The sequence below is a fragment of the Acinetobacter sp. C13 genome (genome assembly GCF_016809775.1).
Lineage (GTDB): Bacteria > Pseudomonadota > Gammaproteobacteria > Pseudomonadales > Moraxellaceae > Acinetobacter > Acinetobacter pittii.
This window is the reverse complement of record NZ_JAFBJL010000005.1, coordinates 1-24525: the sequence shown is the minus strand read 5'-3', so window position 1 is coordinate 24525 and position 24525 is coordinate 1. Positions and strand designations below refer to the sequence as shown.

27 protein-coding genes, 1 tRNA gene and 1 rRNA gene are annotated in these 24525 nt (G+C 38.5%); 20 read left to right on the top strand and 9 right to left on the bottom strand.

The window, feature by feature from the left end; genetic code table 11:
- Positions 1–105: 105 nt before the first annotated feature.
- Positions 106–192: transfer RNA gene (locus JGE69_RS14115), tRNA-Leu, on the bottom strand.
- Positions 193–374: 182 nt separating this feature from the next.
- Between JGE69_RS14115 and queA the strand changes: the two genes are divergently transcribed.
- The 8 genes from queA (at position 375) to secF (ending at position 8915) form a co-directional block, all read left to right on the top strand.
- Complete coding sequence (gene queA / locus JGE69_RS14110; RefSeq protein ID WP_199113831.1) at positions 375–1412, top strand: tRNA preQ1(34) S-adenosylmethionine ribosyltransferase-isomerase QueA; 1038 nt, start codon at positions 375–377, stop codon at positions 1410–1412.
- Positions 1413–1497: 85 nt separating this feature from the next.
- The gene (locus JGE69_RS14105) at positions 1498–2499 is read left to right on the top strand and encodes a hypothetical protein (protein ID WP_199113829.1); all 1002 of its coding nucleotides are present in this window, start codon (positions 1498–1500) and stop codon (positions 2497–2499) included.
- Positions 2500–2591: 92 nt separating this feature from the next.
- A complete protein-coding gene (locus JGE69_RS14100) occupies positions 2592–3620 on the top strand; it encodes a hypothetical protein (RefSeq protein ID WP_002116316.1) in 1029 nt (342 codons plus the stop codon).
- An 85-nt stretch (positions 3621–3705) separates the two neighbouring features.
- Positions 3706–4275 (top strand): LemA family protein, encoded by a 570-nt coding sequence (locus JGE69_RS14095; protein WP_199113827.1) that lies wholly within the window; start codon positions 3706–3708, stop codon positions 4273–4275.
- A gap of 152 nt (positions 4276–4427) precedes the next feature.
- Positions 4428–5561 carry a tRNA guanosine(34) transglycosylase Tgt gene (tgt, locus tag JGE69_RS14090; RefSeq protein WP_199113825.1) on the top strand — a complete coding sequence of 378 codons (1134 nt, stop codon included), beginning with the start codon at positions 4428–4430 and terminating at the stop codon, positions 5559–5561.
- A 97-nt stretch (positions 5562–5658) separates the two neighbouring features.
- Positions 5659–5988, top strand: a complete 330-nt coding sequence (gene yajC, locus JGE69_RS14085; RefSeq protein WP_002116168.1) for a preprotein translocase subunit YajC — start codon at positions 5659–5661, stop codon at positions 5986–5988.
- Positions 5989–6039: 51 nt separating this feature from the next.
- On the top strand, positions 6040–7941 hold the full coding sequence (secD, locus tag JGE69_RS14080; protein ID WP_199113823.1) for a protein translocase subunit SecD: 1902 nt from the start codon (positions 6040–6042) through the stop codon (positions 7939–7941).
- A gap of 8 nt (positions 7942–7949) precedes the next feature.
- A complete protein-coding gene (gene secF / locus JGE69_RS14075) occupies positions 7950–8915 on the top strand; it encodes a protein translocase subunit SecF (RefSeq protein ID WP_014207646.1) in 966 nt (321 codons plus the stop codon).
- A 63-nt stretch (positions 8916–8978) separates the two neighbouring features.
- On the opposite strand, the gene coaBC is transcribed toward secF, so the two are convergent.
- The gene (gene coaBC, locus JGE69_RS14070) at positions 8979–10232 is read right to left on the bottom strand and encodes a bifunctional phosphopantothenoylcysteine decarboxylase/phosphopantothenate--cysteine ligase CoaBC (RefSeq protein ID WP_002116235.1); all 1254 of its coding nucleotides are present in this window, start codon (positions 10230–10232) and stop codon (positions 8979–8981) included.
- A 99-nt stretch (positions 10233–10331) separates the two neighbouring features.
- Between coaBC and radC the strand changes: the two genes are divergently transcribed.
- Together radC and JGE69_RS14060 are read left to right on the top strand one after the other, a co-directional pair.
- Entirely contained in the window at positions 10332–11051 is a 720-nt protein-coding gene (radC, locus tag JGE69_RS14065) for a RadC family protein (protein WP_080776814.1), read from the top strand.
- Between the two features lie 61 nt (positions 11052–11112).
- Positions 11113–12024: a bestrophin family protein gene (locus JGE69_RS14060; RefSeq protein ID WP_005064169.1), complete on the top strand. Its 912-nt coding sequence runs from the start codon at positions 11113–11115 to the stop codon at positions 12022–12024.
- 6 nt (positions 12025–12030) lie between these two features.
- Here JGE69_RS14060 and JGE69_RS14055 read toward each other — a convergent pair whose 3' ends face one another.
- Entirely contained in the window at positions 12031–12882 is an 852-nt protein-coding gene (locus JGE69_RS14055; RefSeq protein ID WP_199113821.1) for a PHP domain-containing protein, read from the bottom strand.
- Positions 12883–12926: 44 nt separating this feature from the next.
- Here JGE69_RS14055 and JGE69_RS14050 point away from each other — a divergent pair, with 44 nt between their 5' ends.
- From JGE69_RS14050 to mnmC, 4 genes are read left to right on the top strand one after another with little or no spacing between them, the layout of a single operon-like run.
- Entirely contained in the window at positions 12927–13541 is a 615-nt protein-coding gene (locus JGE69_RS14050; RefSeq protein WP_005064166.1) for a septation protein IspZ, read from the top strand.
- A gap of 34 nt (positions 13542–13575) precedes the next feature.
- Positions 13576–13878, top strand: coding sequence for a YciI family protein (locus JGE69_RS14045; protein WP_002116400.1), 303 nt, complete (start codon positions 13576–13578; stop codon positions 13876–13878).
- 4 nt (positions 13879–13882) lie between these two features.
- A complete protein-coding gene (locus JGE69_RS14040) occupies positions 13883–14365 on the top strand; it encodes a hypothetical protein (RefSeq protein WP_005064163.1) in 483 nt (160 codons plus the stop codon).
- A 23-nt stretch (positions 14366–14388) separates the two neighbouring features.
- The gene (mnmC, locus tag JGE69_RS14035) at positions 14389–16260 is read left to right on the top strand and encodes an FAD-dependent 5-carboxymethylaminomethyl-2-thiouridine(34) oxidoreductase MnmC (RefSeq protein WP_199113819.1); all 1872 of its coding nucleotides are present in this window, start codon (positions 14389–14391) and stop codon (positions 16258–16260) included.
- Between the two features lie 40 nt (positions 16261–16300).
- On the opposite strand, the gene JGE69_RS14030 is transcribed toward mnmC, so the two are convergent.
- Positions 16301–16615 carry a rhodanese-like domain-containing protein gene (locus JGE69_RS14030; RefSeq protein WP_002116171.1) on the bottom strand — a complete coding sequence of 105 codons (315 nt, stop codon included), beginning with the start codon at positions 16613–16615 and terminating at the stop codon, positions 16301–16303.
- A gap of 91 nt (positions 16616–16706) precedes the next feature.
- On the opposite strand from JGE69_RS14030, the gene JGE69_RS14025 reads away from it, so the two are divergent.
- From JGE69_RS14025 to JGE69_RS14015, 3 genes are all read left to right on the top strand, one after another.
- Positions 16707–17195 carry a YajQ family cyclic di-GMP-binding protein gene (locus JGE69_RS14025; protein ID WP_002051423.1) on the top strand — a complete coding sequence of 163 codons (489 nt, stop codon included), beginning with the start codon at positions 16707–16709 and terminating at the stop codon, positions 17193–17195.
- Between the two features lie 34 nt (positions 17196–17229).
- Positions 17230–17724, top strand: a complete 495-nt coding sequence (locus JGE69_RS14020; protein WP_005804736.1) for a DUF4442 domain-containing protein — start codon at positions 17230–17232, stop codon at positions 17722–17724.
- Positions 17725–17800: 76 nt separating this feature from the next.
- Positions 17801–18307 (top strand): ester cyclase, encoded by a 507-nt coding sequence (locus JGE69_RS14015; protein ID WP_199113817.1) that lies wholly within the window; start codon positions 17801–17803, stop codon positions 18305–18307.
- Positions 18308–18377: 70 nt separating this feature from the next.
- On the opposite strand, the gene JGE69_RS14010 is transcribed toward JGE69_RS14015, so the two are convergent.
- The 3 genes from JGE69_RS14010 to JGE69_RS14000 are packed head-to-tail and all read right to left on the bottom strand — an operon-like array spanning position 18378 to position 20130.
- Complete coding sequence (locus JGE69_RS14010) at positions 18378–18794, bottom strand: acyl-CoA thioesterase (RefSeq protein ID WP_002116010.1); 417 nt, start codon at positions 18792–18794, stop codon at positions 18378–18380.
- Between the two features lies 1 nt (position 18795).
- Positions 18796–19233, bottom strand: coding sequence for a thioredoxin TrxC (trxC, locus tag JGE69_RS14005; protein ID WP_003655112.1), 438 nt, complete (start codon positions 19231–19233; stop codon positions 18796–18798).
- Positions 19234–20130 (bottom strand): alpha/beta hydrolase, encoded by an 897-nt coding sequence (locus JGE69_RS14000; protein WP_199113815.1) that lies wholly within the window; start codon positions 20128–20130, stop codon positions 19234–19236.
- Between the two features lie 192 nt (positions 20131–20322).
- On the opposite strand from JGE69_RS14000, the gene JGE69_RS13995 reads away from it, so the two are divergent.
- From JGE69_RS13995 to JGE69_RS13985, 3 genes are all read left to right on the top strand, one after another.
- Positions 20323–20658, top strand: a complete 336-nt coding sequence (locus tag JGE69_RS13995) for a TIGR01244 family sulfur transferase (RefSeq protein ID WP_002116083.1) — start codon at positions 20323–20325, stop codon at positions 20656–20658.
- Positions 20659–21023: 365 nt separating this feature from the next.
- On the top strand, positions 21024–22220 hold the full coding sequence (locus JGE69_RS13990; RefSeq protein ID WP_199113813.1) for a hypothetical protein: 1197 nt from the start codon (positions 21024–21026) through the stop codon (positions 22218–22220).
- An 82-nt stretch (positions 22221–22302) separates the two neighbouring features.
- Positions 22303–23676: a dihydrolipoyl dehydrogenase gene (locus JGE69_RS13985; protein ID WP_199113811.1), complete on the top strand. Its 1374-nt coding sequence runs from the start codon at positions 22303–22305 to the stop codon at positions 23674–23676.
- Between the two features lie 62 nt (positions 23677–23738).
- Here the strand turns inward: JGE69_RS13985 and JGE69_RS18200 are convergent, their stop codons facing one another.
- Together JGE69_RS18200 and rrf are read right to left on the bottom strand one after the other, a co-directional pair.
- A complete protein-coding gene (locus tag JGE69_RS18200) occupies positions 23739–24269 on the bottom strand; it encodes an NMCC_0638 family (lipo)protein (protein ID WP_413784472.1) in 531 nt (176 codons plus the stop codon).
- 136 nt (positions 24270–24405) lie between these two features.
- Positions 24406–24520 (bottom strand): 5S ribosomal RNA (gene rrf / locus JGE69_RS13970).
- Positions 24521–24525: the final 5 nt, after the last annotated feature.

The following is a 24525-nucleotide window of genomic DNA, read 5'->3' as shown; positions in this document are numbered from 1 at the left end:
TTAACAATAAAAGATAAAATTATAATTGATAGGCATTTTAACCCAACAAAAAACCCCTAAGCCGTTAGCTTAGGGGTTTTCGTAGAATCATAAGATTCTGAATCTTGGTCCCGAGGGTCGGACTCGAACCGACACGTCATCTCTGACAGCGGATTTTGAGTCCGCCGCGTCTACCAATTTCACCACCTCGGGAGAGGAAGTATGTTTGTGTTGCGTATATTAGCGCGTTTGTAAAACTTGTCAAACCCTAAGTGAATATTATCGTTCACTTTTAGATCATTTAAACATTTTTCATGATTTAGGTCAGAAGCACAGCCATAAAAAAGCGAAAAAGTTTATACTAGGTCCAATTTTTGTGGTGTTTTTTCTCAAATATGCAACTGTCTGACTTTTCCTTTGAATTACCTGATGAACTTATTGCTCGTTATCCTCTCGAATCACGCACTGCTTCGCGGTTGTTGCACTTAGATTCAAAGGGTCAATATCACGATCACATGTTCACAGACATTATCGATCTGTTCGAAGAGGGTGATTTGTTGGTGCTTAATGACACCAAGGTCATGAAAGCTCGACTTAAAGGAAAACGCTCTACAGGCGGTGCGATTGAGATTTTGGTTGAGCGTATGCTGAACCACACCACAGCGTACTGTCATATTAAATCAAGCAACTCACCTAAAGCAGGTGCTGAGCTATTCGTCGGTGCAGATAATATTCCTGTGATTGTACGTGGCCGTCACGAAAATTTATTTGTGGTTGAGTTTTCACAGCCAATCTTGCCTGTACTTGAGCAATATGGTCAGTTGCCTATTCCGCCTTACTTTAACCGTGAAGCAGAAGAAATTGACACTGAACGCTATCAAACGGTTTTCCATAATCCCGAAAAAATTGCCAGTGTTGCCGCTCCTACTGCGAGCTTGCACTTTGACGAAGAGTTACTAGCAAAGTTAGAACAAAAAAATGTTCAAAAATCTTTTGTGACTTTACATGTCGGTGCTGGCACCTTTATGCCTGTTCGTACTGATGACATTACCAATCATGTCATGCACAGTGAATGGTGTGATGTTCCTCAAGAAACTATTGATTTAATTTTGGCGACTAAAGCACGTGGTAATAAAGTGATTGCCATTGGTACAACCGCGACACGTGCTTTAGAAAGTGCAGCTCAAGCTCATGGCGGTAAAATTGCAGCTTGGACTGGCGACACACAAATCTTTATCTATCCGGGTTATGAATTCTGCATCGTGGACCGTTTAATTACTAACTTCCATTTACCAGAGTCTACCCTGCTCATGTTGGTATCAGCACTTTCAAATCGAGACAACATTTTGGCTGCCTATGAACATGCAGTTAAAAGCCGCTATCGTTTCTTTAGCTATGGCGATGCAATGCTGATTGATAAGCTAGAAGTTTAAAAATTAAAGCTGGGTTAAATTTTATAAGCTCATTTAAAGTTTAATCCAGCTGACCCAACTACAATTTCGACTAATAATAAAATTTATGAAACTGCTTTTTCAAAAAATTCAAAGTGCTTTTGACAATCAAAATACACATAACAAAACTACTTTAAAAAATATTGAGGCATTAAGAAATTTACTTAATCAGCAATTACCTCCAGAAATACTTATTCATTCATTAAAAAATTGGACAGGCACCCAACAACTTGATATTCGAAATTATATTTTTTGGAATGCTACAATTTTCGCCTTAGTTTGTATGGCATTAGGCTTTTTAATCTCGATTTACTTCTTCCCTTTTGCCATTCTTGCAATCTTTTATGGTTTTTATCATAGAGCATCTACTGCCGAACTGATTTGCCTACTTCAAGATATCCAAGTTTATTATTATGAACATAAATATAATTTCAAATTTGCAACTGAAGATAACCTACCAAAAGAAGGAACATCCGCTTCAGACTTTCCTTTGTTTAAGTTAGGCAATCAACAAAATTCAGTTTTAACTGCAATACACGGCAAGTGGCAAGTAAGAGAAACAATTCACCCCTATAAAATCTTTAGATACCATTATGTCAATCGAGAGATGGCCTATAATTCAAAAGGTAAATGGGAACTAAAAGATATTAGCTATAATTTATACGGCATCATTTTAGAGAATTTTCCAGTTCGCGGAGTTAGTATTTCAAGTAAACAGAAAAAGGTTTGTCGCTTAGGAGTAGCTTGGGAATCAAGTGATATCCGTTTTAATCAAAAGTACCAACAAAGCGGAATTAATGAGTTGGATTTAGTAAAATTTCTAAGCCCAGACCGTTTGTTATTATTAGAAAAAATGTTGGAAGATTTTCCAGGAGATTTCTATGTACACCCTGAAACCTCTGCATTATGTTGGCTCTGTAATGTAAATCTTTTACGCCAACAAAGTTTATATGGCGCTAGTGTACGCGAGCTTGCTGAATGCCTTGAAACACTTTCAATGCCAGAGTTTGAGCAATTTGCAAATAAATTGCAGGATTTCATTAATGAAACTCAAATGCCAAAATCATAAAAGTAATTATTTATGACTTATTTCTATTTATCTCATTCAATTTAAAAGATAATCTAAAAATAGCACTTTATGATAATGACCTCATTACTTCCATGCCAATTGATACCTTACAAGAAGCTCTGCATATAAGACGTAAGAAAAATACACAGGTTTTTCGCAATATTGCTCGACTTTGGGATGCTGGGCAAAAATCACAAACAGATCAAGAACTCTTAAATGCGTTACATCCATGGCGTGAAGATCCTAACCTTCGTTTTGTTAATGTATTGCCGTATTTGTTAGGTATTTGCAGTATTACGACTTTATTCTTTGGATACTTTTTTCATCCTCATATTCAATATATTTTGAGCCTCTTATGGGCATTTTTAACTGGTTTTCTGGCCTATTTGCTCTATGAACCGCAAAAATCTCTAAGCGAAGTCATTCACTATTTAGAAGAACGTATCACCACTTTACGTTATGGATTACGGTTTCAACAGTTACCGGCCTATCTTCCTATTCAATCTCAACCAATTTTAGTCTTAAGCAAATTAAAGCAACACTTTCCACTGTTTAATCGGGGTAATGAATCTAACGAAATTACTCAGTTTGCTTCCACTACGTGGGATGATGGAATTACGGAACATCAAGTTCTGCTGTTCAAATATCACTATGTAAATAATTTACCCATTCTTCAAAATCAGGATAGTGACAAAAAAATAGTTAAAGAGATCCATAGAGATCTATGGGGCGCTTTTATATTTCAAATGCCTGCATTGGGTATTGCTGTAAGTAACCAACGTTCTCGCTTTTTTGCACCTTACTTAACTGAATGGCAAAGCACTGACATTCTGATTAACCAAAAGCTCAATATTTTTGGTACTGCCCAACACCAATTAGCCAAAGAAGTTAGTCCGAGTTTAACTTTAAAATTAAATGATTTTTTTCAGCACTTTAAAGGTGATTTAATTTATCATCATGAAGAGCAAATTTTGTGTTATCTCGGTGAGCAAGATCTTTTTCAGACCACCAGCAAGCAAAGTGAAATTCATGATGTTTCAACATTACGTGGACACTTGCGTACCATGACTATGCCGAAATATGAAAAATTTCAGCAATTAATGCTTAATTTAATTAAATAAATCTCTCGTAGGGCTGAACTGGCAACTTATCAAAAAATAAGAAGTTAAAAGGCTCAATGAGGGAATAAAAATAAGAGGAGTGAAAATGACAGGTTTATTTATTTTCTTGGGGATTTTCGTCGTATTGATTGTCTGGGGCGTTCACATCCGTAACACCATCGTACGTTACTTTAATGCGACTAAAAGAGCTTGGGCTGAAGTTGCCAATTTCGAGCGTCAAAAAGTAAAGACCTTGGAATCTCTCGAATCGACACTCAATCAATATACTCAATTTGAAAAATCGACATTAGAAAAGGTTACTCAATTACGTCAACAAATTCTTAATTTAAATGTGAATAACACTGATATTTCTCAGCTACAACAGATCGAGAAAATGAGCCAAGAACTTATTCGAAGCTTAAACGTTGTTGTTGAAAATTATCCAGAGCTTAAAGCTGATTCACTCTATAGCAAAATGATGGATGACATTCAGGAACAGAATGAAAATGTTGGTGCAGCAATTAGCATTTTTAACCGCAATGTCGAGCTGTTCAACAACCAGATTGAAGTATTCCCTAATAATCTTATTAACACTTTAACTTTATCCAAGAAAGCGATTCGTCCTTTTAAGGATAATCTTGTTAATGAGAATTTTGACTATAAACCTAATTTTTAATAGGAAGAAAATAGTCTCCAAGTTATCGGAAATTTATCTATTTTATAACCAGCTACATTTAGTAGTAGAACTACGTCGCAGAATCAAGGAAAATAGCCCTCTTTTTAGCAGCGAACTGTTTCTTCGCCTCTGCTCGTGTTCAGGATTTTTAGATGAAGTTTGAAAAATTAGGTCAGTCGGGGCGCGCCCGTCGTGGTCGTTTAACTTTAGAGCATGGTGTTGTTGAAACACCTGTTTTTATGCCAGTGGGGACTTACGGCACAGTCAAAGGCATGTTACCTCGTGACATCGAAGACATTCAGGCACAAATTATTTTAGGAAATACGTTCCATTTATATTTGCGTCCGGGTCTTGAAGTGATTAAAGAACACGGTGGTTTACATGACTTTATTAAATGGAATAAGCCAATTTTGACTGACTCTGGCGGTTTCCAAGTTTTTAGTCTTGGCGCAATGCGCAAAATCAAAGAGGAAGGTGTTACTTTCCGCTCCCCGATTGATGGTTCAAAAGTATTTTTATCTCCTGAAATTTCTATGGAAATTCAGCAGGTCTTGAACTCTGACATCGTTATGATTTTTGATGAATGTACACCTTACCCTGCGACACATGAAGAAGCTCAAAAATCATTGCAGCTTTCTTTACGCTGGGCAAAACGTTGTAAAACCCATCATCATGATGAGCTCAAAAATCACAATGCTCTATTTGGCATTATTCAAGGTGGCATGTATGAAGACTTACGCGATGAGTCTTTAAATGGCCTTTTAGAAATCGGCTTTGACGGTTACGCAATTGGCGGTTTATCTGTAGGTGAACCTAAAGAAGAGATGATCAAAGTTTTAGATTATCTACCGAATAAAATGCCGCATGACAAACCCCGTTATTTGATGGGCGTTGGTAAACCAGAAGATATCGTTGAAGCGGTGCGCCGCGGTGTCGATATGTTTGACTGTGTAATGCCGACTCGTAATGCTCGAAACGGTCATTATTTTGTCACTGATGGTCTGGTACGTATTCGTAATAGTACATATCGCCATGATCAAAGTCCGCTCGATCCACATTGCGATTGCTACACTTGTAAGAACTTTACCCGTGCTTATCTATTCCATCTTGAAAAATGTGGAGAAATGTTAGCGTCTATGCTCGGTACTATTCACAACTTACGTTATTACCAACGTTTGACTGAAGGTATGCGTGATGCATTAGACAATGGCACATTTGACGAATTTGTTCAGGACTTTTATGCCCGTCGTGGTTTAGAAGTTCCACCATGTCCGGTTGATGAATAAGCCAGATTTGCGCTCAACCTCAAGACAAGGTAAATTGCAAAACGAATTAGGATTATGTCAGTTATCTGACTCATATTTTTAACTTTAGGAAATCAAAATGAGCTTTTTAATTTCTGCTGCTCATGCAGCACCGGCAGCTGGCCCAACTAATGGTATTTTGCCAAACATCTTGATGATTGTCGTATTCGTTGCAATCTTTTATTTCTTAATTTGGCGCCCTCAAGCAAAACGTGCTAAAGAACACCGTTCTTTGATCGAGAGCTTAGGTGTTGGTAGTGAAGTTGTTTTCGCTGGCGGTTTAATGGGCAAAGTAACCAAAATTGAAGGTGACTATGCAGTTGTTGAACTTAGCCGTGGTGTAGAAGTAAAAATTCAGCGTGCCAGCGTAATTTCAGTATTACCTGAAGGCACTCTAAATAACCTTTAATCATAAAACAGTCGTGCTTTAGCACGGCTTTTTCATTTAAGAAGAAAGCGAATGCGTTACCCTGCATGGAAATATTTACTGATTCTGGTTGTTCTGGTAATCAGTACATTATACGCACTGCCTAGTCTATATCCGGATGAGCCCGCTGTTCAAATTTCCGGTGCCAAAGCTGGTACCCAAATTGATCAAAGTGTGGTGAAAAAAGCAGAGCAAATTTTAAAAACAGCAAATATTGCGAGCCATGACAATACTTTTACAAATAATGCTGCCCTATTGCGTGTCAGTTCATCTGAAGCACAGTTAAAGGCAAAAGAAGTATTACGTCGTGACTTAGGTGATGAATATGTTGTCGCCCTAAACCTTGCACCAACCACACCGGAATGGCTGCAAAAGATTGGGGCAAAACCAATGAAACTTGGTTTGGACTTACGTGGTGGTGTCCACTTCTTGCTTGAAGTAGATATGGACAAAGCCGTTGCCCAACGTATGGAAACCTCTGCCACCGATTTGCGTCGTCAGTTCCGTGAAAACAAGATCAAATTTAACAGTCTTGCATTAACAAATAATGTGATCACTGTTCAATTTGCTGACAATGCTGACCGTGATGCAGCAATGGATTTTTTACGTCGTAATGGGAATGAATATACCCAACAGGCATTAGCAAGCTCTACAGGTTCTACTTTAAAGCTTACTTATACCGATGTACGTCGCCAAGAAATTCAGTCATATGCGGTAAATCAGAACTTAACAACATTACGTAATCGTATTAACGAACTTGGTGTTGCAGAAGCATTGGTACAAAGTCAGGGTAGCAACCGTATTGTTGTTGAATTACCGGGTGTACAAGATACAGCTGAAGCTAAACGTGTTTTAGGGCGTACTGCGAACCTCGAATTCCGTTTAGTTTCTGACTTAAATGATCAATATATCGATCCATATACGGGTAAATATAATGGTCAACCTTTACCTCCGGGCACAGAAGTTTTTGCTTATGAGTCTTTAGATAGCGGTCGTCAACTCTTGTTGCAACGTAACCGAATCTTGACTGGTGAGCGTGTTCAAAATGCAAGCTCTGGCTTTAGTCAGGACTCTGGCGGTGCCGAAGTAAATATTACGCTCGACAGCGCTGGCGGTAAGCTAATGTCCGATGCAACCCGTAATGCTGTTGGTAAACGCATGGCGGTATTGTTCATCGAGAACAAGCAAAAAATTAACTATGTCACAGATCCAAAAACTGGGGCACAAACAGAAGTTCGTACGCCATACACTGAGTCTGTAGTCATTAACGCTGCAACAGTTCAAGCTATTTTAGGTTCGACTTTCCGTATTACCGGTTTAAGTTCTCCTCAAGAAGCATCTGAACTTGCATTAATGCTTCGTGCTGGTGCTTTGGCTGCGCCAATGTACTTTGTTGAAGAACGTGTAGTAGGTCCAAGCCTTGGTCAAGAAAACATTGATAAAGGTGTATTGTCTACTCAAATCGGCTTCTTGCTCGTTGCAATCTGGATGGTGGTTTTCTTCCGCGTATTCGGTTTAATCGCGAACTTTGCTCTTGTGTTTAACTTGGCAATGATTTTAACCGTGATGTCATGGATTGGAGCTTCCCTCACCTTACCGGGTATTGCCGGTATCGTTATTACCATTGGTATGGCGGTCGATGCGAACGTATTGATATGTGAGCGTATCCGAGAAGAAATGCTCTGGGGGGCCTCACCCAAACAGGCCATTGTGGCCGGTTATGATCGAGCCTATAACACTATTTTTGACTCGAACTTAACCACGTTCCTCGTTGCATTCATTTTGTTTGCAATTGGTACAGGCCCAATCAAAGGTTTCGCCGTGACATTAATGATCGGTATTATTTGTTCGATGTTTACTGCAATTACAGTAACTCGTGCAATCGTACAAATCATTTATGGTAAACGCCGTAATTTGAAAAAGTTGAGCATTTAAGGAGATCGATGATGACTAAAGTGACTCAACAAGATTCAAAACAATATGGTCGTCCGGATGATGCAAAAATCATCCCGTTTATGAAGATTGCTAAACCTGCAGCAATCTTCTCGATCCTTATTACTTTGGCGAGTATTTTCTTTATTGCGACTAAAGGTCTTAACCTCGGTTTAGACTTTACCGGTGGTGTTTCAGCTGAGCTTAACTATGCTCAACCAGCCAATCAATCTGAAGTTATTCAGGCACTCGATAAAGCTGGTTTTAAAGATGCTGTAGTACAAACTTTAGGTAGTAATAAAGACTTACTTGTGCGCATGCCAGTACAAGAAGTTAAGGTTGAAGACCTTAATAATGCGATTACTAAAGCAGTGCAGTTACCAAATAATGCTGCCGAAGTTCATAAAGTGGACTCTGTTGGTGGTCAAGTTGGTAACGAACTCTATGTTCGTTCTGCTGGTGCAGTTGCACTTGCACTTATCTTAATGTTGATCTACGTAACCATCCGCTTTGAGTTTAAACTCGCGATGGGTGCCGTAATGTCTTTATTCCACGACATCATCATTATTATTGGTGCTTTTGCATTATTCCAATGGCCATTTGACCTTACAGTGTTAGCTGCGGTACTTGCTGTTATTGGTTTCTCGCTTAACGATAACATTGTAGTGTCAGACCGTATTCGTGAAAATTTCCGTAAGATTCGCGGTGCGACTCCTCGTGAAATCGTCGATATTGCGTTAACTGAGACTTTACGTCGTACCATTCATACATCAATGACGTTATTGCTGGTTGTTCTAGCGATGATGTTCTTAGGCGGTGATGGCTTACATTGGTTCTCTGTGGCAATGTTTGTTGGTGTATTTGTTGGTACTTATTCTTCGATTTATATCGGTACTGCATTTGCATTATGGCGTGGTCTTAACCGCCAAGACTTCATCGTTCAGGTTAAACCTGAATTTGAAGATGAAATTCCTTGATTGTCTAAATAAGACTGTAAAAAAACCGCGATTCATTCGCGGTTTTTTTATTTGATTCAAAAATTATTTACGGCGCAGGGCATCCGAAATAGCTTCAACCAATTGTTGAGAAATTTCCTGTTTAGATGCTTTCTCTAACTCACGCTTTTTCATGTGATAGCTTTCAGCAAAGAAAACTGTCATCGCATTCTCATCAGAAGCAAACCCAATATCAGCACGTGATACATCGTTACACGCAATCATATCTAGTTTTTTAGCAACGAGTTTCCCTGCCGCATATTCTTCAACATTTTGCGTTTCGGCTGCAAAGCCCACCATAAATGGACGTTTTTCCTGACCTGCGATTGTTGCCACAATATCCGGATTTTTGACAAGGGAAACATTCAACTCATCCCCTGCTTTTTTAATTTTATGCTCAGCAACTTCTGCTACGCGATAGTCTGCGACTGCGGCAGTGGCAATAAAAATATCGCAGCCTGTTTCTAGTGAACTCATACTGACGTCAAGCATTTGTCGTGCTGAGGCAACATTTACACGTTGAACACCATTTGGCGTATCTAAACTTACAGGTCCAGCAATCAAAGTCACTTGTGCACCAGCAGCATAACAAGCAGCGGCTAAAGCAAAGCCCATTTTTCCCGTACTATGGTTTGAGATATAACGAACAGGGTCAATCGCTTCACGTGTCGGCCCAGCAGTAATAACTACTCGCTTACCTGCCAACAGCCCAAATTTCTCAGCGATCGCACGTTGAGCTTGATGGAAATAGCCAGCGACTTGGCGAGCAATTTCTTCTGGCTCAGGCATACGGCCTAAGCCGACATCACCACAAGCCTGCTCACCCGCATCCGGCATGATCACATGTACGCCATCTTCGACTAAGGTTTGCAAATTACGTTGAGTTGCTTTAGCCGCCCACATTTGCTGGTTCATCGCCGGAGCTACCCAGACAGGAGATTTTGTTGCCAAAAACACCGTGCTGAGTAAATCATCTGCCAAACCATTCGCAAATTTAGCCAATGTGTCACAGCTTGCAGGTGCGACTAGTAATAAATCAGCCCAACGTGCTAATTCAATATGTCCCATACCCGCTTCAGCCGCAGGGTCTAGAAGTTCAGTATGAACAGGATTACCAGAAAGAGCCTGAAAAGTTAGTGGTGTAATAAATGCCTGAGCACCATGTGTCATCACCACTCGCACGTCAAAGCCATAATCTTTGAGGCGGCGGACTAAGATAGCACTTTTATAGGCAGCAATTCCGCCAGTAACAGCTAAAACAATGTTTTTATGAGGAATAACACTTAGATCAAAGCTCACGAACAGGATACCTTTCTGTTGCAGTGGCGCTCACAATAGCATTAAATACGCGCAGACCCAAGATTGATTGGGCAAACAAAATAAAATTTTAAGCGAATAATGCTGGGGAATATGAATACTTCTATTAAAAATTGGCCTGAACAAGAACGGCCAAGAGAACGGTTATTACAACAAGGTCCACAAAGTTTATCAGATGCTGAGCTACTCGCGATTTTTCTTCGCTCAGGTTCAAGGCAACATTCAGCAGTCGAGTTATCTCGTTTACTCATTCAGCACTTCGGTAATCTTAATGCCGTGTTTGATGCCTCATTTAGTGAGTTAACTCAATTTAATGGCATTGGGGCAACGAAATATTCACAATTACTGGCAGTCAAAGAACTTGGACGGCGTTATCTCGATCATCACTTCCAGACAAATAATATCAGCCTTCATTCATCAGATTTAGTTTTGGATTATCTGCGTTATGAATTAAAAGGCGAAAAACAAGAAGTCTTTGCTGTTTTGTGCCTAGATCCCGAATTAAGAAAGCTTCATTTTAAAAAGCTATTCTTTGGTTCAGTTCAGCATTGCGCAGTCTCGGTCAATCAAACCCTACGCTACGCCTTACAGCAACATGCTTGCCAGCTCGTTATTGCACACAATCATCCATTTGGTTCAGCGCAGCCTTCTTCCGAAGATATTGCCTTAACTCAGCAACTTGAACAGGCTTGTCAGCTTGTCGAAATTCGTTTGCTTGACCATTTTATTATCTCACCAGAAGGGAGCTTTTCCTTTGCTGAACAACAACTGCTCAACCCAGCAACAATATCATTTCAATGATATTGACAAAGTACCACTAAGCCTAGAAGATCAAAACAAAAATAGCGACGTTTAAAATAAAATGATTGTTCGGGAACAGCCTAGTATTTTCAAAGTTTTATTCTCTTGGCGAGGCACAATTTTACCCAAAATTTTGCCATCCCTAGGCGTTGTGATGCTGATCTCGGCAATCATTGGTGGAGTGGAGTACATCAATCTTTATCGCTTTCCAGAGATTCCTTTGGTTGGCTTCACGCTCATTGGTGTCGTACTTTCAATCTTCCTAGGATTTAAAAATACTGCGTGTTATGACCGTTGGTGGGAAGCTCGAAAATTATGGGGCGTTCTCATTGCAACTTCACGCCATTTTGACCGTGACTGCCGTATTTTAACTCAAGCTCGCCGTGAGCGCGTTATTCAACATGTGATTGTTTTTGCTAATGTATTGCGTGACCGTTTACGTCGTCAGACGGCGAACCCAACTGAGTTGATTCAAACCAGTGGTATGAGTCAGCAAGCTCTCACTCAACTCTACCAACAAAATAATGCCCCTCAGTACACGCTCAGTCTCATTCACTGGGAATTGTTGCAGGCACTTAAAGAAGGCGAAATTTCTGACATCATTTATGCACAAATGAATAAGAATGTTGCCGACTTAAGCGTCGTACAAACTGGCTGTGACCGAATTGCCAATACACCTATTCCATTTGCTTATTCAGTTTTACTTAATCGCACAGTCTATTTTTTCTGTTTTATGTTGCCGTTTAGTCTGGGGTCATTGCTTGGATTAGCAACACCTTTACTCGTCGGAATTTTGGCATACACATTTTTAGGTCTGGATGCGCTAAGCTCTGAAATTGAAGAGCCTTTCGGTACGCAAAGTAATGACTTACCGCTAGATGCTATGGTGCGTAGTATCGAGATTGAGCTATTAGGGACGCTCGGTAAACCTACTCCACCACCCATTCAAGCTCAAGATAACAACTTACTCTGAGCTCGATTAAAGAAAACGTTCCCAAATCCCATGCTGCTTATCAGTGGGTTTAGGCGTATTTCCTAGTTTAATCCATGGCATATTTTCACCATGAAAATCACTGCCAATTGAAACTGCCAACTGATATTGTTCAATCATTCGATCAATCATTTGGCGAGTAGATAGAGGTTCCATTGGTGGAGGTAACTCAATTGCATCTCCACCTGATGTCGCGAATAATTCAATTAAATAACGAACGTTAGTTGCAGATAAATCATAACGGGTCGGATGTGCTAATACTGCGAAGCCTTTACTTTGATGAATCACATCAATTGTTTCTTTTAATCCTAATCCCTCAAACTTTACAAAAGCACGTTTTCCTTCTTTTAAGAAACGATCAAATGCTTGTTGAGGACGAGTCACGACATTTTTCTCGACCAATGTTTTAGCAATATGAGTTCTTGTTACCCTATCCGGCTGATTTTCTACTTTGGCAAGAACATCATCATAAATCTGAAAACCAATACATTTTTCTAATAGCTCACAAATCACTTTAGCTCTTTGCGCTCTAATTCTTTTTTGTTGTTCTAATGCTTCTAGAATTGGTGCTTCATCTTGCATATTTAAAGCAACAATATGTACACCATAACTCTTCTTAGTGGTTGGGCGCGACCATTGACTAGAAATCTCTGCACCAGAAATAATATTTAAATCATGACTTTGTGCAGCATTTTTTGCACGCTGCAACCCATCCATTGTATCGTGGTCAGTCAAAGCCAACGTATGCAAGTTCACATCTATAGCAGCTTGCACCAGTAATTCCGGAGACAAAGTTCCATCAGAAATATTGCTATGTGTATGTAAATCTATGCCTTGCATCTTTTATACTATGCCATTCGCCAAACCTGATCAGATACTCTAACATGAAAGCACTTCTGGACTTTGTTCCATTAATTATTTTCTTCTATTTATATAAAACAGTTGATCCAACTGACACCCAGCATCCTTTACTGAAACTGATCGGGTCTGCTGGTGGTGCCGATAATAATAATATTCTTGTAGCGACGACTGGCTTAATTATTTCAATGCTTGTGGTATATGGTGCCTTATTCGTTTTCCAAAAATTCCGTCTTGATAAACAACAGTGGTTTGTATTGTTTATGACTGTCATTTTTGGTGGCATCACCCTCATGTTAAGTGACGACTTCTATATTCGTCTTAAAGCTGCGATTTTAAATTTAGTTTTTGCAGGTGCATTCTTGGTTTCACCTTGGTTTGGTAAAGACCGTAAACCACTCATTCAACGCTTATTTGATCCGATTTTAGATTTGAGTGAAAAAGGTTGGAAAAACCTCAATTTTGCTTGGGCTGCGATGTTTGTTGTGATGTCTTGTCTGCATGTATTCTTCGCATTTTTATTTCACGGTGGAAAATATTGGGGCGAATTTACTGCATTTGGTGACATGATCGTGATGTTTTCATTTATCATTATTCAGTTCATTATTTTACGCAAACATTTTAAGTCACCAGACGCTTAAAGTGCTTCCAGATTGATTATAGAGATACGATTACATGCCTTTTTTTGTTCTAAGCTGTACCGATAACGAAGGAACTTTAGAAAAACGCTTGGCAGTACGCCCTCAGCATATCGAACGCTTACAAAAACTCGATGATGAAGGCCGCCTTGTTACAGCGGGTGCTATGCCAAAAGATCCTAATGATCCGCAAGCAGGCTTCTATGGTAGCACCATGATTGTTGAATTCGACAGTCGCGAAGCATTAGATGAATGGTTAAAAGAAGAACCATTTCTTAAAGAAGGCATTTATGCTCACGTTGATGTAAAACCGTTTAATAAAGCATTTCCAAAAGGGTAATCGCATGCAGCTTGCAATCAAAAGCTTTCTTGGCTTGTGTTTGATATGTTCAACTGCTGGAGCAGTTGAACCTGCTGCGACACCAGCAACTCCTTCCCCAAGTGCGCCTTCAACTCAAGCCGCTAAACCAGCTCCAACATCTACAACTGGAGTCAAAACAGTAGCGACGACGGCACCAACTGCAACACAACCACTTACAGCAGAACAGCTCGCAAAGAACAAGCAACAGCAAGACGCAAAAATCAAAGCCTTAGTCCAAGATCAAGCATCTCGCTTAAAACAGCTAGAACATGCCAACCTTGAAGCGCTAGCCCAGAACCAAGAGTTACAGCTAAAAAATGATAATCTCTCTGTTCAGGTTCAAGTCTTACAAAGCGAACGAAGTGCGCAAATGTTTTTATATGGCGCTGTTACCTTAGCAGGCGGTGTATTGCTAGGTTTCTTTATTGCTAGTTATATTCATACAAAACGTCGACGCCAGTGGTAATACCAAGCGATCTATTAAATTCAATGAACGTATCAAACCGTATCCAAACAGCAGAGCTGGACTGGGAATTTATCGATGGTATCGAGATTCCCATTTCTAAACAATTTGGTGATGTCTACTTCTCTAAAGATAATGGCCTACTTGAAACACGACATGTTTTTCTAAATGGTAACGACTTATCAGAACGATTAGCCAATCTAAAAGATTTTGAATATTTCAGTGTAGGAGAAACCGGTTTTGGTACAGGTTTAAATATTCTTGCACTCTGGCAACTTTGGCAGCAAGTTCGTCCTAATAATCAAAGCCATTTACACGCAATTAGCGTAGAAAAATTTCCATTAAGTAAAGCTGATCTTATTCGCGCTTTAAATGTCTGGGATGAACTTAAACCGCTTGCAGAGCAGTTAATTGAACAATATCCCCTGCCTATTGCTGGATGTCATCGTTTAACTTTTCCTAAAGAACGTTTTAGCATCGATTTATGGCTTGGAGATGCGCAAGAAATTTTCCCAAGCATGGCTAAAACTAAAGCTGTGAATGCCTGGTTTTTAGATGGCTTTGCACCGTCTTGCAACCCAGACATGTGGGAACAAAATGTTTTAAACAATATTGTCCGTCTTTCAGGTTATGGCACTACATTTGCCTCTTTTAGTGTTGCTGGCATTCTAAAACGTGGACTAAAAGCACATGGTATTGATATTTCTCGTCCACGTGGTTTTGGCCATAAACGAGAAATGCTCAAAGCAGTCTGGAATCTGCCTGAATCTGATGAAGGTTCCACAGAATTAGGGCAGACTCACACATTGGCTACAGAGCAACAGCATATTGCGATTATAGGGGCTGGTGTAGCAGGTTTAAGTACGGCGTGGGCATTTGCAACACGTGGCCACCAAGTGACCTTATACGAGCAAAACAATGCATTATCGGGTGCCTCTGGAAACCCTTTGGCATTACTTAATCCGAAACTATGCCCAATTGAACAAAGTCATGAACATCTCATGACCTTAAGTTGGCAACATGCTTTAAATTTTTATAAAAATTTTAATGCATTCCGTCCACTTCAAATTCAACAAATTGCATTGAAAAATGCAGAAGAACTTCTCGATTTGGTAAATCAGTATCCAGCTCAAGTTGTTACTAACTCAGCGAACTCACTTGAAACTGATTACTCAAGCATATTGCTAACTGAGGCTGGCTCCGTCTCACCACATCAATTACGTGATGAAATTTTGCAGCATCCATGTATCAATCTCAAAATTGCCCATGTCACAGCACTTGTTTCTTCTGAAAATAAAGTTCAATTGCAAACCAATAATCAAGTTATTGCAGAAGCAGATCATGTCGTTGTGTGCTGTGCTCGAGAAAGTGCTGCTTTATTTGACAGCTATCCGCAGTTAAAACCAATACGTGGACAAGTGAGCTGGGTTGATAATACGTTTGCCCCTTTACCTTTAAATGAAGCGTATAGCTATGGCGGCTATTGCATTCAACTTGATGCTTCACAGATGATTTTGGGTGCGTCTTTCTACCCAAATCGTGAAGACCAAGATGTACTTCCCGAAGACCATGTGCATAACTTTGAATTAATCCACAGTGTATTCCCTGAATATGCTGAAAAGTTACCATCACCTTCGGCATGGCAAGGACGTGCATCTATACGGGCACAAAGCTTGGATTATTTTCCTCTGGTTGGAAAAATGCAGGACAATAGCCGAATTGCTACTTTTGCTGGGCTTGGCTCTAAAGGCTTCTTATTTGCCCCTCTGTGCAGTGAAATCTTAGTTGCTCAAATATTAGGTGAAGCTTGTCCAGTACCAGACTGCTTATTACAAAAATTGAATCCTCAACGGTTCCAAAAGAAAGTGAAACCTAAAAAGCCTTATTTTAAACCGTAATAATTCACTTCAATAAAAAAGCACCCGAAGGTGCTTTTTTTTATGCGCCTTGCTCTAGAGGCAAGCCAGCATCACGAGCTGCACGTGTCCCGCCCATCAGCACGACATATTCACGCGAGGCATCCAATCCTTCTAGTTTCTCAGCTGCACGAGGAGCTTTGCTACCACCACCACATAAAATATAAATCGGCTGACCCGCAGAGACCTGGTTCAAAATATCAGCATTCAAATCATTAATTGGGCGATTCACCGCACCTTTAACATGCCCTTCTGCATAAGCATTAGTATCACGGACATCCCAGATAACAGCATTTTCTGGGAATTCAAATGTTGTAATTTCTTGTTTACGGATCATTGTGCACTCCTTTGATGTAAACAACACTTGGCAAATGAAGAAAACCCTCTTAGCATCTCAAATATTCTTTCACTTTGTAAAGGTCTAAACTATGCCTTCTTTCGATATTGTCTCTGAATTAGAGTTATTTGAAGTTAATCATGCTGTACAAAACACACAAAAAGAGATTGCAACACGCTTTGACTTCCGTGGTCACGATGTTTCTATCGAATTAAATGAAAAAAATAAAGAAATCAAAATCAGTACCGAAAGTGATTTCCAGTGTGAACAAGTTTATAACATGTTAGAAAATCATTTTTATAAACGTAAAATTGATGTTCAAGCACTTGATCCACAAAAAGCTGCGGCTTCTGGCAAAAACTTTGTACAAGTCATTAAACTTAAAGATGGTCTTGACTCTGATACTGCAAAAAAAATTAATAAAGCCATTAAAGAAAGTGGCGTTAAAGTGCAATCTTCTATTCAAGGCGACAAAATTCGTGTGACTGATAAAAAGCGTGACACCTTACAACAAGTCATGACTTTTTTACGTGAACAACAATTCGGTGTGCCATTACAGTTTAATAACTTTAAAGATTAATATCTTGTCGGCCATTTAAAGCTAAGGTAATCCCATGTCTCAATCCAATCGTCTATCAAAACTGGTAAAAGCAACTTCAAAATTCCCTAAAGGCATTCGGAGCACGCTTTGGAGCAAGGCATTTGGTCGTATCGTACCAATGGTGGGTACAGCAAATATCCGCTATCTGGAAGTAGACTCAAACCACGTTACTGTCCGTTTAGATAACCAAAAAAATATGCAGAATCATATTAAAGGCGTCCATGCTGCGGCTATGGCGCTTTTAGCAGAAACTGCAACAGGTTTTCTAACTGGTTTACATATTCCTGATAATCGTATTTTATTAATCAAATCATTACATGTAGATTATTTAAAAGTGGTTGAAGGCGGTTTGACTGCTACAGCGACATTGTCTGCTGAACAACAAAAGTTTATTGCAGATAATGAGAAAGGTGAACTTGTGATTCCTGTTACTGTGATTGATGACGCAGGCAACGAACCAATTCAATGCCAAATGCTCTGGGCATGGTTACCTAAACGTAAGAAATAATAACTAATCTAAAGTATTTTTAGACGGTTATTTACCTCAAGATATAAAACTAATATTTTGTATCTTGAGGTTAAAAATGAAAAAAATATTAATTCTTTCCTCTTTATTTACCAGTTTAATATTTACAACAATAACGGCTCACGCGACTGAACCCAGCATTAAAACCAGTAAAGCAACTTCGGCTAAATCAGAAGCTATTGATAAAGTAAATGCTCAAAACAAAAGAATAGTGACCGACTTTTATGAAGGTGTCTTTTTAAAACATAAAGTCAAAGAATATGCAGACCGCTATATTGGTCAACAATACATTCAGCACAATCCTAATGTTCCAGATGGGAAAGCACCTTTCGTTAATTTCTTCACTGAAAAATTCCAAAAGAATCCGCAAGCTAAAAATGAGATTAAACGTGCGATTGCTGAAGGCAATCTTGTCGTTTTACATGTCCATTCGACTGAAAATGAAAAAGATCGAGGAAGAGCAATTGTTGATATATTCCGTGTTGAAAATGGAAAAATCGTAGAGCATTGGGATGTGATACAAAATATTCCTGAGAAAAGCAAAAATACAAATACGATGTTTTAATTTCTAAAAACTCATTTTTCTTTTGAATAAAGATTAAAGCCTGAATACTAATATTCAGGCTTTCTGATTCTTATTGAGTTTCCAAAAACTTTTGTTTCGCTTCTTCAGGTATTTGACGCTTATTACCTTTTACATCTACTGCTACAAAGGTAAAGACTCCTTCAGTAATGCGTATTGGTTCACGAGAGTCATCATGACTATCCCAAACTTCAATTTGCATCTGAATAGAAGTATTTCCAACTTTTAAGATCTTGGTATAGCAGCTAATGACAAAGCCAACTTTTACCGGAACCAAAAAGGTCATTTGATTAATAGAAATCGTAGCACAGCGACCACGACTGAAACGTTCTGCGTGAATTGCTCCAGCCAAGTCCATTTGTGACACAATCCATCCACCAAATACATCACCGCTCCAGTTTGTATCTGCTGGCATGGCAATCGTTTGTAAGGATAAAATTCCTTCTGGTTTGGTATAAGCTTCTGACACCTTAGCTCCCGAAATTCGTTTGAAGTTGTTGATCGAGCCACTGTTGCAGTTCAGGCGCACGTAATGCACCGCTAATACGCGCGACCTCTGTCGTTTTATTCATTAAGACAAGTGTCGGAATACTTCTCACATGAAAAGCTTGGCTCAAGCGAGGAGATTCTTCGGTATCAATCTTGGCAAAGATAACGCCTGGATTCTGTTTTGCGACCTGCGCAAAATGTGGAGCCATCATTTTACAAGGTCCACACCATTCTGCCCATAAGTCTATAAGAATAGGTAGATCACTATTCGTGATGTAGTTACTAAAATTTTGCTCATTTAGCTCAATAGGTGCAAGCGGTAGTAATGGCTGATGACATTGCCCACAGCTTGGTTGCTCCGGAAGTTTTTCTTCCGGAACTCGGTTTTTAGCACCACACGATGCACATACAATAATCATTTACATCACTCCTATATGCTGATGTAAAAATTCTAATTGGGTTGTCACTGCTTTTTCAAACCATGAACCGTGATAGATATCAAAATGTTTCATATCCCATTCATGATAACTCACAAAAGGCGCAATATTTGTCGCAGCTTCACGGCTTGACTCAATAGGAATAAGTGAATCTTTTTGAGCAGCAATAAATAAAACAGGAATATTAATCTGGCGCACAACTTGGATTGGACGGTATCGCATCAGATTAAAAAAGACACGAGCAGGAACTTCCCCACTCCAATAATAGTCAGGATTCACAATCGATAAATAGCCATAATAACTATCTGCAGTAGGCATAAAGCATAGGTTATGTTGATCAACAACAGGTAATCTCTTTGGATTAAGCCCCATCTTTGATCCCATATAATCCTGACTCGATAACTTTAATGCTTGAGGATAACGCTGCAAAGGATAGAGCTTGGCAGTTTCAGCGCCATCTACATAAGGAATTTGCACTAAAACCGCTTGAATATTCTTTAACTCAGAAGCTAGGCTTAGTGCATATCCCCCACTTAAAGAAGTTCCCCAAAGCACAATCCTTCGGTTATCTACAAGTTTACAAGTCGAAACATACTGAATCACTGTCTTCCAATCTTCTAATTGTGAGTTGATGGAGACCATTTCTCTAGGCTTGCCAGTACTACCGCCCCAATATCTGTAATCAAATAAAATAACAGCGTAACCTGCTTGTGCAAATCGCTGGGCATACTGAATAAGTTTAAATTGACGCAATCCGGCAAAACCATGCGCCATGATAATTACCGCAGATTTATTATTTGTTTTTGGAATATAAAAGTCAGCTGCGATCATTTCCTGATCACATGGAACATATAAAGGCTCAACCGTATAAGCGTGCATATGTGCTCCGTGGCATTATGGTCGAAGTAATGAATTTACAAAAAACATCCTGATCGCCTTTTAAAAATCTAGAGCTGTTCTATGACATAAGTTTTATCTATGTAGGAACAACGTTTTAGTGTCTTGTATCTCAGGTTAAGCTTAATGCTATGATACAGCATAAGAGGTTTTGTTAAATTTTGGAGTGACGAAATGTCAGATAATGTTGGTTTCGCAGGTCAAATTGGTCCAGAACACGTTGGCCAAGTTGTAGAAAAAGGATTTAAATCTATTATTAATAACCGACCAGATATGGAAGGCGGCCCAGAACAACCTACAAGCGCTCAGATTGAAGAAGCAGCACGTCAAGTAGGCTTAGACTATGTTTATCAACCTGTTGTAGCTGGACAAATTACTGAACTAGATGTACGTACTTTTGCTAATCATTATAATGAATTGCCAAAACCTGTGCTGATGTTCTGCCGCACAGGAAACCGTTCAAATAATCTATATCAATTAGCAAAACAAATGGATTTGTTAGACGACTAAGTTTAAAAAATTGGTACTCTTTAAAACCCTATTTTCTTCTTTAAAGTAGGGTTTTTTGATAAATTATTTTGCATATCTCTGCACGAACTCAACAGAACTAAAAATAATATTAATTTAGAATATTTATATCTTTTGATTCATTTATTAATTTTCTATGAATAAATTTATTTTCGTTCTTTTAAGCTGTTTAATCGTTAGCGCATGCTCCTCAATGCAAGTAAAACCTACTGTCGGAGTAACGATGGGTACACGCATTTAATCAGTTACTCCGCCTATAAATATCATGAGCAACCTTATGAAATATATGTTATTTTATAAATCTAAAAAATTATTTTAAATAACTTATCATTTTAATGGGGATAATCATGAAACTTACTCAAGGAGTATGTGGAGTTACTTTGGCTGCTTTTTTGACAGCTTGTGGTGGGGGTGGCAATGATGGCTACTATAATCAAAATTCAAATTCTGGTTCTACAACAACACCAACCACTCCATCACCAGATCAGGAGTTAGCGACCTCAGTTTTAAATAATGTAAAACAAGAAGGTAAATATCTATTTGGTGCCTATGATCTTAACGACGAAAAGTTATCAAAAGGTTATATTGATCATGCACTAGATACCTTCGCTCAAGGACCACTTAAGTTAACCTTAGACATTCGAAAAGTAGATCTTACTAAGTACTCCGACCACTATCGAGATAAATGTTTTATCAAGAGTACTACAGACTACCGCGCCTGCTATGTATTTAAAGGGGAAGAAATTAAAACTTTACTCACTGGTTATAATGATTGGGATTTTGATATTACAGCAGACGACTTGAAGAACATTAAACTGGCAAACGACAATATATCTCCGAACTTACAGGACTATCAATCAAATACCAGAATTTATATTTTTGAAAATGAAAATAATGATAAAAACTTTCAAGATGTAACTATTACAGGTGCGTTTGCTTATCCTTTCCAACAGTCATGGGGACTTGAACAAACCAAGCAAAAAAGATTCGTATTAATTAATGCTGCCACAAGTGATTATAAAATTACGACAACCGCTCTAGTTCAAGATCCAGAGACTGGCCAACCAACTGAAAAAGAAGTAACCACGGGTGCAATGAGTGTCTATAAAGATAATACATCAATTGATGGTGATCTCTATGTAGTTCAAGGTGGTTCTGGTTTCAACGTACTCATTAATGACAATCCTAATGTCCCTTTTGCAGAGCCAATTTCATTTGTTGTGAACTCAACTCCTGGTAATACGAACAATGCGACATATAAAGTAATGGCTAATAATCACCAAATATTGAGCCTACCAAGTATTACTAGCCTTGAAGGAAGCCGAGTTGAAAATGAATCACCAACAACGAATGCACAGAAATTTAATGGTAGTATTTATTTAGAAGGACAAAATATTTTTACTTTCAAACAAAGCTTGAATGGAACTACATTAGACTTTAAGCATGTTATTAATGGGTTAAGCATTGAAGGTCAGTCTATTAATCAAAATGGGACTGTTTCAACAACCCTAAAAACACCTTTCATGCAAAAATTTACATTTTAAAGCTAAATAATTAGGATGAAACCCTCTGTTCAAGAGGGTTTTTCTATATATTCTAAATATCTATTAAAATAGCTTAATGACAATGTTCGATATTATTATCATTGGCGCAGGTACTGCTGGTATTAGCGCATACAAAGAAGCCGTTAAACATACCAACAATATTTTAATTATAAATGATGGACCATGGGATACCACTTGTGCCCGTGTAGGCTGTATGCCAAGTAAAGTTCTCATCTCTACAGCAAACCGTATGTTTGACATTCAAAATGCTCAAGAGGTTGCTTTAGATGTATCTGCAAATATTAATACTGATCAAGTGATGCAGCATGTACAAACTCTACGTGACAGATTTACACAAGCAACTTTAAAAGATGTAGATCAATGGCCGACTGAGCATAAAATTTGTGGCAAAGCATATTTTATTGATGCACAAACTGTAGAAGTTAACGGAAAACGGTATAAATCAAAAAGTTTTATTCTGGCTGTTGGTTCAACTCCTAATTATGATCAAACTTGGAAGCAAGAATTAGGAAACCGGCTTATAACGACAGACCAAATATTTGAGTTAAAAACACTTCCTAAATCTATTGCTGTAATTGGTAGCGGTGTAATCGCTCTTGAGATCGCACAAGCTATGCATCGCCTAGGTGTAGAAACAACAATCTTCGCTCGCAGTAAACGAATTGGAATCCTAACTAGTTCTAGACTTCAACAGCTTGCTCAAAAAGAGCTAGGAAAAGAATTAACAATTCTATTCGAGACTTTACCGAGTGAAGTTAAATGCAGTCAGGAAAACGCTGTATTAACTTACCAATTTGATGAAACAGAGAAAACTCTCGAAGTTGAATATGTTTTAGCTGCAACCGGCCGTACAAGTTTAATTGATACTTTAAAACTAGAAAATATTGATAATTCATTCAAAGATATTAAGTTATTACCTGTAAATGCTAAAACTAAGCAGCTAGATACATATCCAATTTTTGTTGTCGGTGACGCTTACACCTCAACACCACTACAGCATGAAGCAGCTCATGAAGGTAAAAAAGTTGTTTATAACTGCTTAAATTATCCGCAGGTAAACTCAGTTAAGACACTTACTCCATTAGGAATTGTCTTTAGTCATCCTGAAATGGCGATCGTAGGTCAAAGTTATAAGCAATTAAAAGATGAAGGTATAGATTTTATTACAGGCGAAGCCTCTTATGAACGACAAGGAAGAGCTATAGTTCTTGGAAAAAATAAAGGTGCTATTGAAGTTTATATAGAACGAAAAAGCCAAAAGCTTCTAGGTGCTGAGCTATTTACAGAAGCAACTGAACATATGGCCCATTTATTAAGCTGGATAATCGGTGAAGAATTAACGCTAAATGATATTCTGGAGAAACCCTTTTATCATCCGACTTTAGAAGAAGGTCTTCGCACTGCTCTAAAGCATGCGCGTAGACAACTGAAATAATCGATTTTAGAAGAGCTCTTTATTAATAAAAATTGGCTCTTCTCTACTTCACATTGCTTTAATTAATTCATTTGATGGGAAATAACCGCAATTAATGAAGCATTCTTTTCAGATGAACTAGTATATATCCATGTCTCTAAAGGCTTCCCATTTTTAGAAATAATATAATTTGTTGTGGTCAAATTCTTATCTTTATATACTTCTTTTTTATAAGTTAGGCCCGTAGATTCTGGAGGTAGCCAGCTTTCTAAATTCTTCTGAATTTCAGTTGAATTTCCTTTATTTATAAATAATGAACATACGCCATTATTGAGTTGAGTAATAACAAATTTTCCTTCAGAGGAACTTATCATCCATGCATGACCATTATAATCTTTTAAAAAATGTGCAGCATATTCATTAGGCATTTGGATAAACCCCATATTTTTTGCTTGTTTATTTATTAATTCAGGATTTCCTCTAGAACTTACACAAATATTTAAAAAGGCTTTTGTACTATACAAACTTTTCACAGTTTCATTAGCATATATAGAACTACAACTGAGTGTTATAGCCAATATAAAGGAAAATATTTTAAATTCTGAAAATTTCATTATTAATACTCTTGTTATCATTTTAAATAATGTGATTTATATCACAATTCATTCTAAAGTTAGTCGGGGATTTAGATTTTTTTATCACAATAAAAAAACACCCCCATTCGTTAGAACGGGGGTGTTTAGAATAATGAGCTGGCGATGACTTACTCTCACATGGGTAACCCCACACTACCATCAGCGCTAAGAGGTTTCACTTCTGAGTTCGGGAAGGGATCAGGTGGTTCACTCTTGCTATGGTCGCCAGCACAAC

Bases quoted from the DNA above. Each gene is read 5' to 3' on its own strand.
- yajC (WP_002116168.1), top strand. From the start codon at position 5,659: ATGAGCTTTTTAATTTCTGCTGCTCATGCAGCACCGGCAGCTGGCCCA.
- secD (WP_199113823.1), top strand. From the start codon at position 6,040: ATGCGTTACCCTGCATGGAAATATTTACTGATTCTGGTTGTTCTGGTA.
- JGE69_RS13995 (WP_002116083.1), top strand. From the start codon at position 20,323: ATGTCAGATAATGTTGGTTTCGCAGGTCAAATTGGTCCAGAACACGTT.
- tgt (WP_199113825.1), top strand. From the start codon at position 4,428: ATGAAGTTTGAAAAATTAGGTCAGTCGGGGCGCGCCCGTCGTGGTCGT.
- JGE69_RS13985 (WP_199113811.1), top strand. From the start codon at position 22,303: ATGTTCGATATTATTATCATTGGCGCAGGTACTGCTGGTATTAGCGCA.
- JGE69_RS14025 (WP_002051423.1), top strand. From the start codon at position 16,707: ATGCCTTCTTTCGATATTGTCTCTGAATTAGAGTTATTTGAAGTTAAT.
- JGE69_RS14100 (WP_002116316.1), top strand. From the start codon at position 2,592: ATGCCAATTGATACCTTACAAGAAGCTCTGCATATAAGACGTAAGAAA.
- JGE69_RS14095 (WP_199113827.1), top strand. From the start codon at position 3,706: ATGACAGGTTTATTTATTTTCTTGGGGATTTTCGTCGTATTGATTGTC.
- JGE69_RS14105 (WP_199113829.1), top strand. From the start codon at position 1,498: ATGAAACTGCTTTTTCAAAAAATTCAAAGTGCTTTTGACAATCAAAAT.
- JGE69_RS14030 (WP_002116171.1), bottom strand. From the start codon at position 16,615: ATGATCCGTAAACAAGAAATTACAACATTTGAATTCCCAGAAAATGCT.
- JGE69_RS13990 (WP_199113813.1), top strand. From the start codon at position 21,024: ATGAAACTTACTCAAGGAGTATGTGGAGTTACTTTGGCTGCTTTTTTG.
- radC (WP_080776814.1), top strand. From the start codon at position 10,332: ATGCTGGGGAATATGAATACTTCTATTAAAAATTGGCCTGAACAAGAA.
- mnmC (WP_199113819.1), top strand. From the start codon at position 14,389: ATGAACGTATCAAACCGTATCCAAACAGCAGAGCTGGACTGGGAATTT.
- JGE69_RS14020 (WP_005804736.1), top strand. From the start codon at position 17,230: ATGTCTCAATCCAATCGTCTATCAAAACTGGTAAAAGCAACTTCAAAA.
- secF (WP_014207646.1), top strand. From the start codon at position 7,950: ATGATGACTAAAGTGACTCAACAAGATTCAAAACAATATGGTCGTCCG.
- JGE69_RS14000 (WP_199113815.1), bottom strand. From the start codon at position 20,130: ATGCACGCTTATACGGTTGAGCCTTTATATGTTCCATGTGATCAGGAA.
- JGE69_RS14045 (WP_002116400.1), top strand. From the start codon at position 13,576: ATGCCTTTTTTTGTTCTAAGCTGTACCGATAACGAAGGAACTTTAGAA.
- JGE69_RS14015 (WP_199113817.1), top strand. From the start codon at position 17,801: ATGAAAAAAATATTAATTCTTTCCTCTTTATTTACCAGTTTAATATTT.
- JGE69_RS18200 (WP_413784472.1), bottom strand. From the start codon at position 24,269: ATGAAATTTTCAGAATTTAAAATATTTTCCTTTATATTGGCTATAACA.
- JGE69_RS14050 (WP_005064166.1), top strand. From the start codon at position 12,927: ATGAAAGCACTTCTGGACTTTGTTCCATTAATTATTTTCTTCTATTTA.
- JGE69_RS14040 (WP_005064163.1), top strand. From the start codon at position 13,883: ATGCAGCTTGCAATCAAAAGCTTTCTTGGCTTGTGTTTGATATGTTCA.
- queA (WP_199113831.1), top strand. From the start codon at position 375: ATGCAACTGTCTGACTTTTCCTTTGAATTACCTGATGAACTTATTGCT.
- JGE69_RS14055 (WP_199113821.1), bottom strand. From the start codon at position 12,882: ATGCAAGGCATAGATTTACATACACATAGCAATATTTCTGATGGAACT.
- JGE69_RS14060 (WP_005064169.1), top strand. From the start codon at position 11,113: ATGATTGTTCGGGAACAGCCTAGTATTTTCAAAGTTTTATTCTCTTGG.
- trxC (WP_003655112.1), bottom strand. From the start codon at position 19,233: ATGATTATTGTATGTGCATCGTGTGGTGCTAAAAACCGAGTTCCGGAA.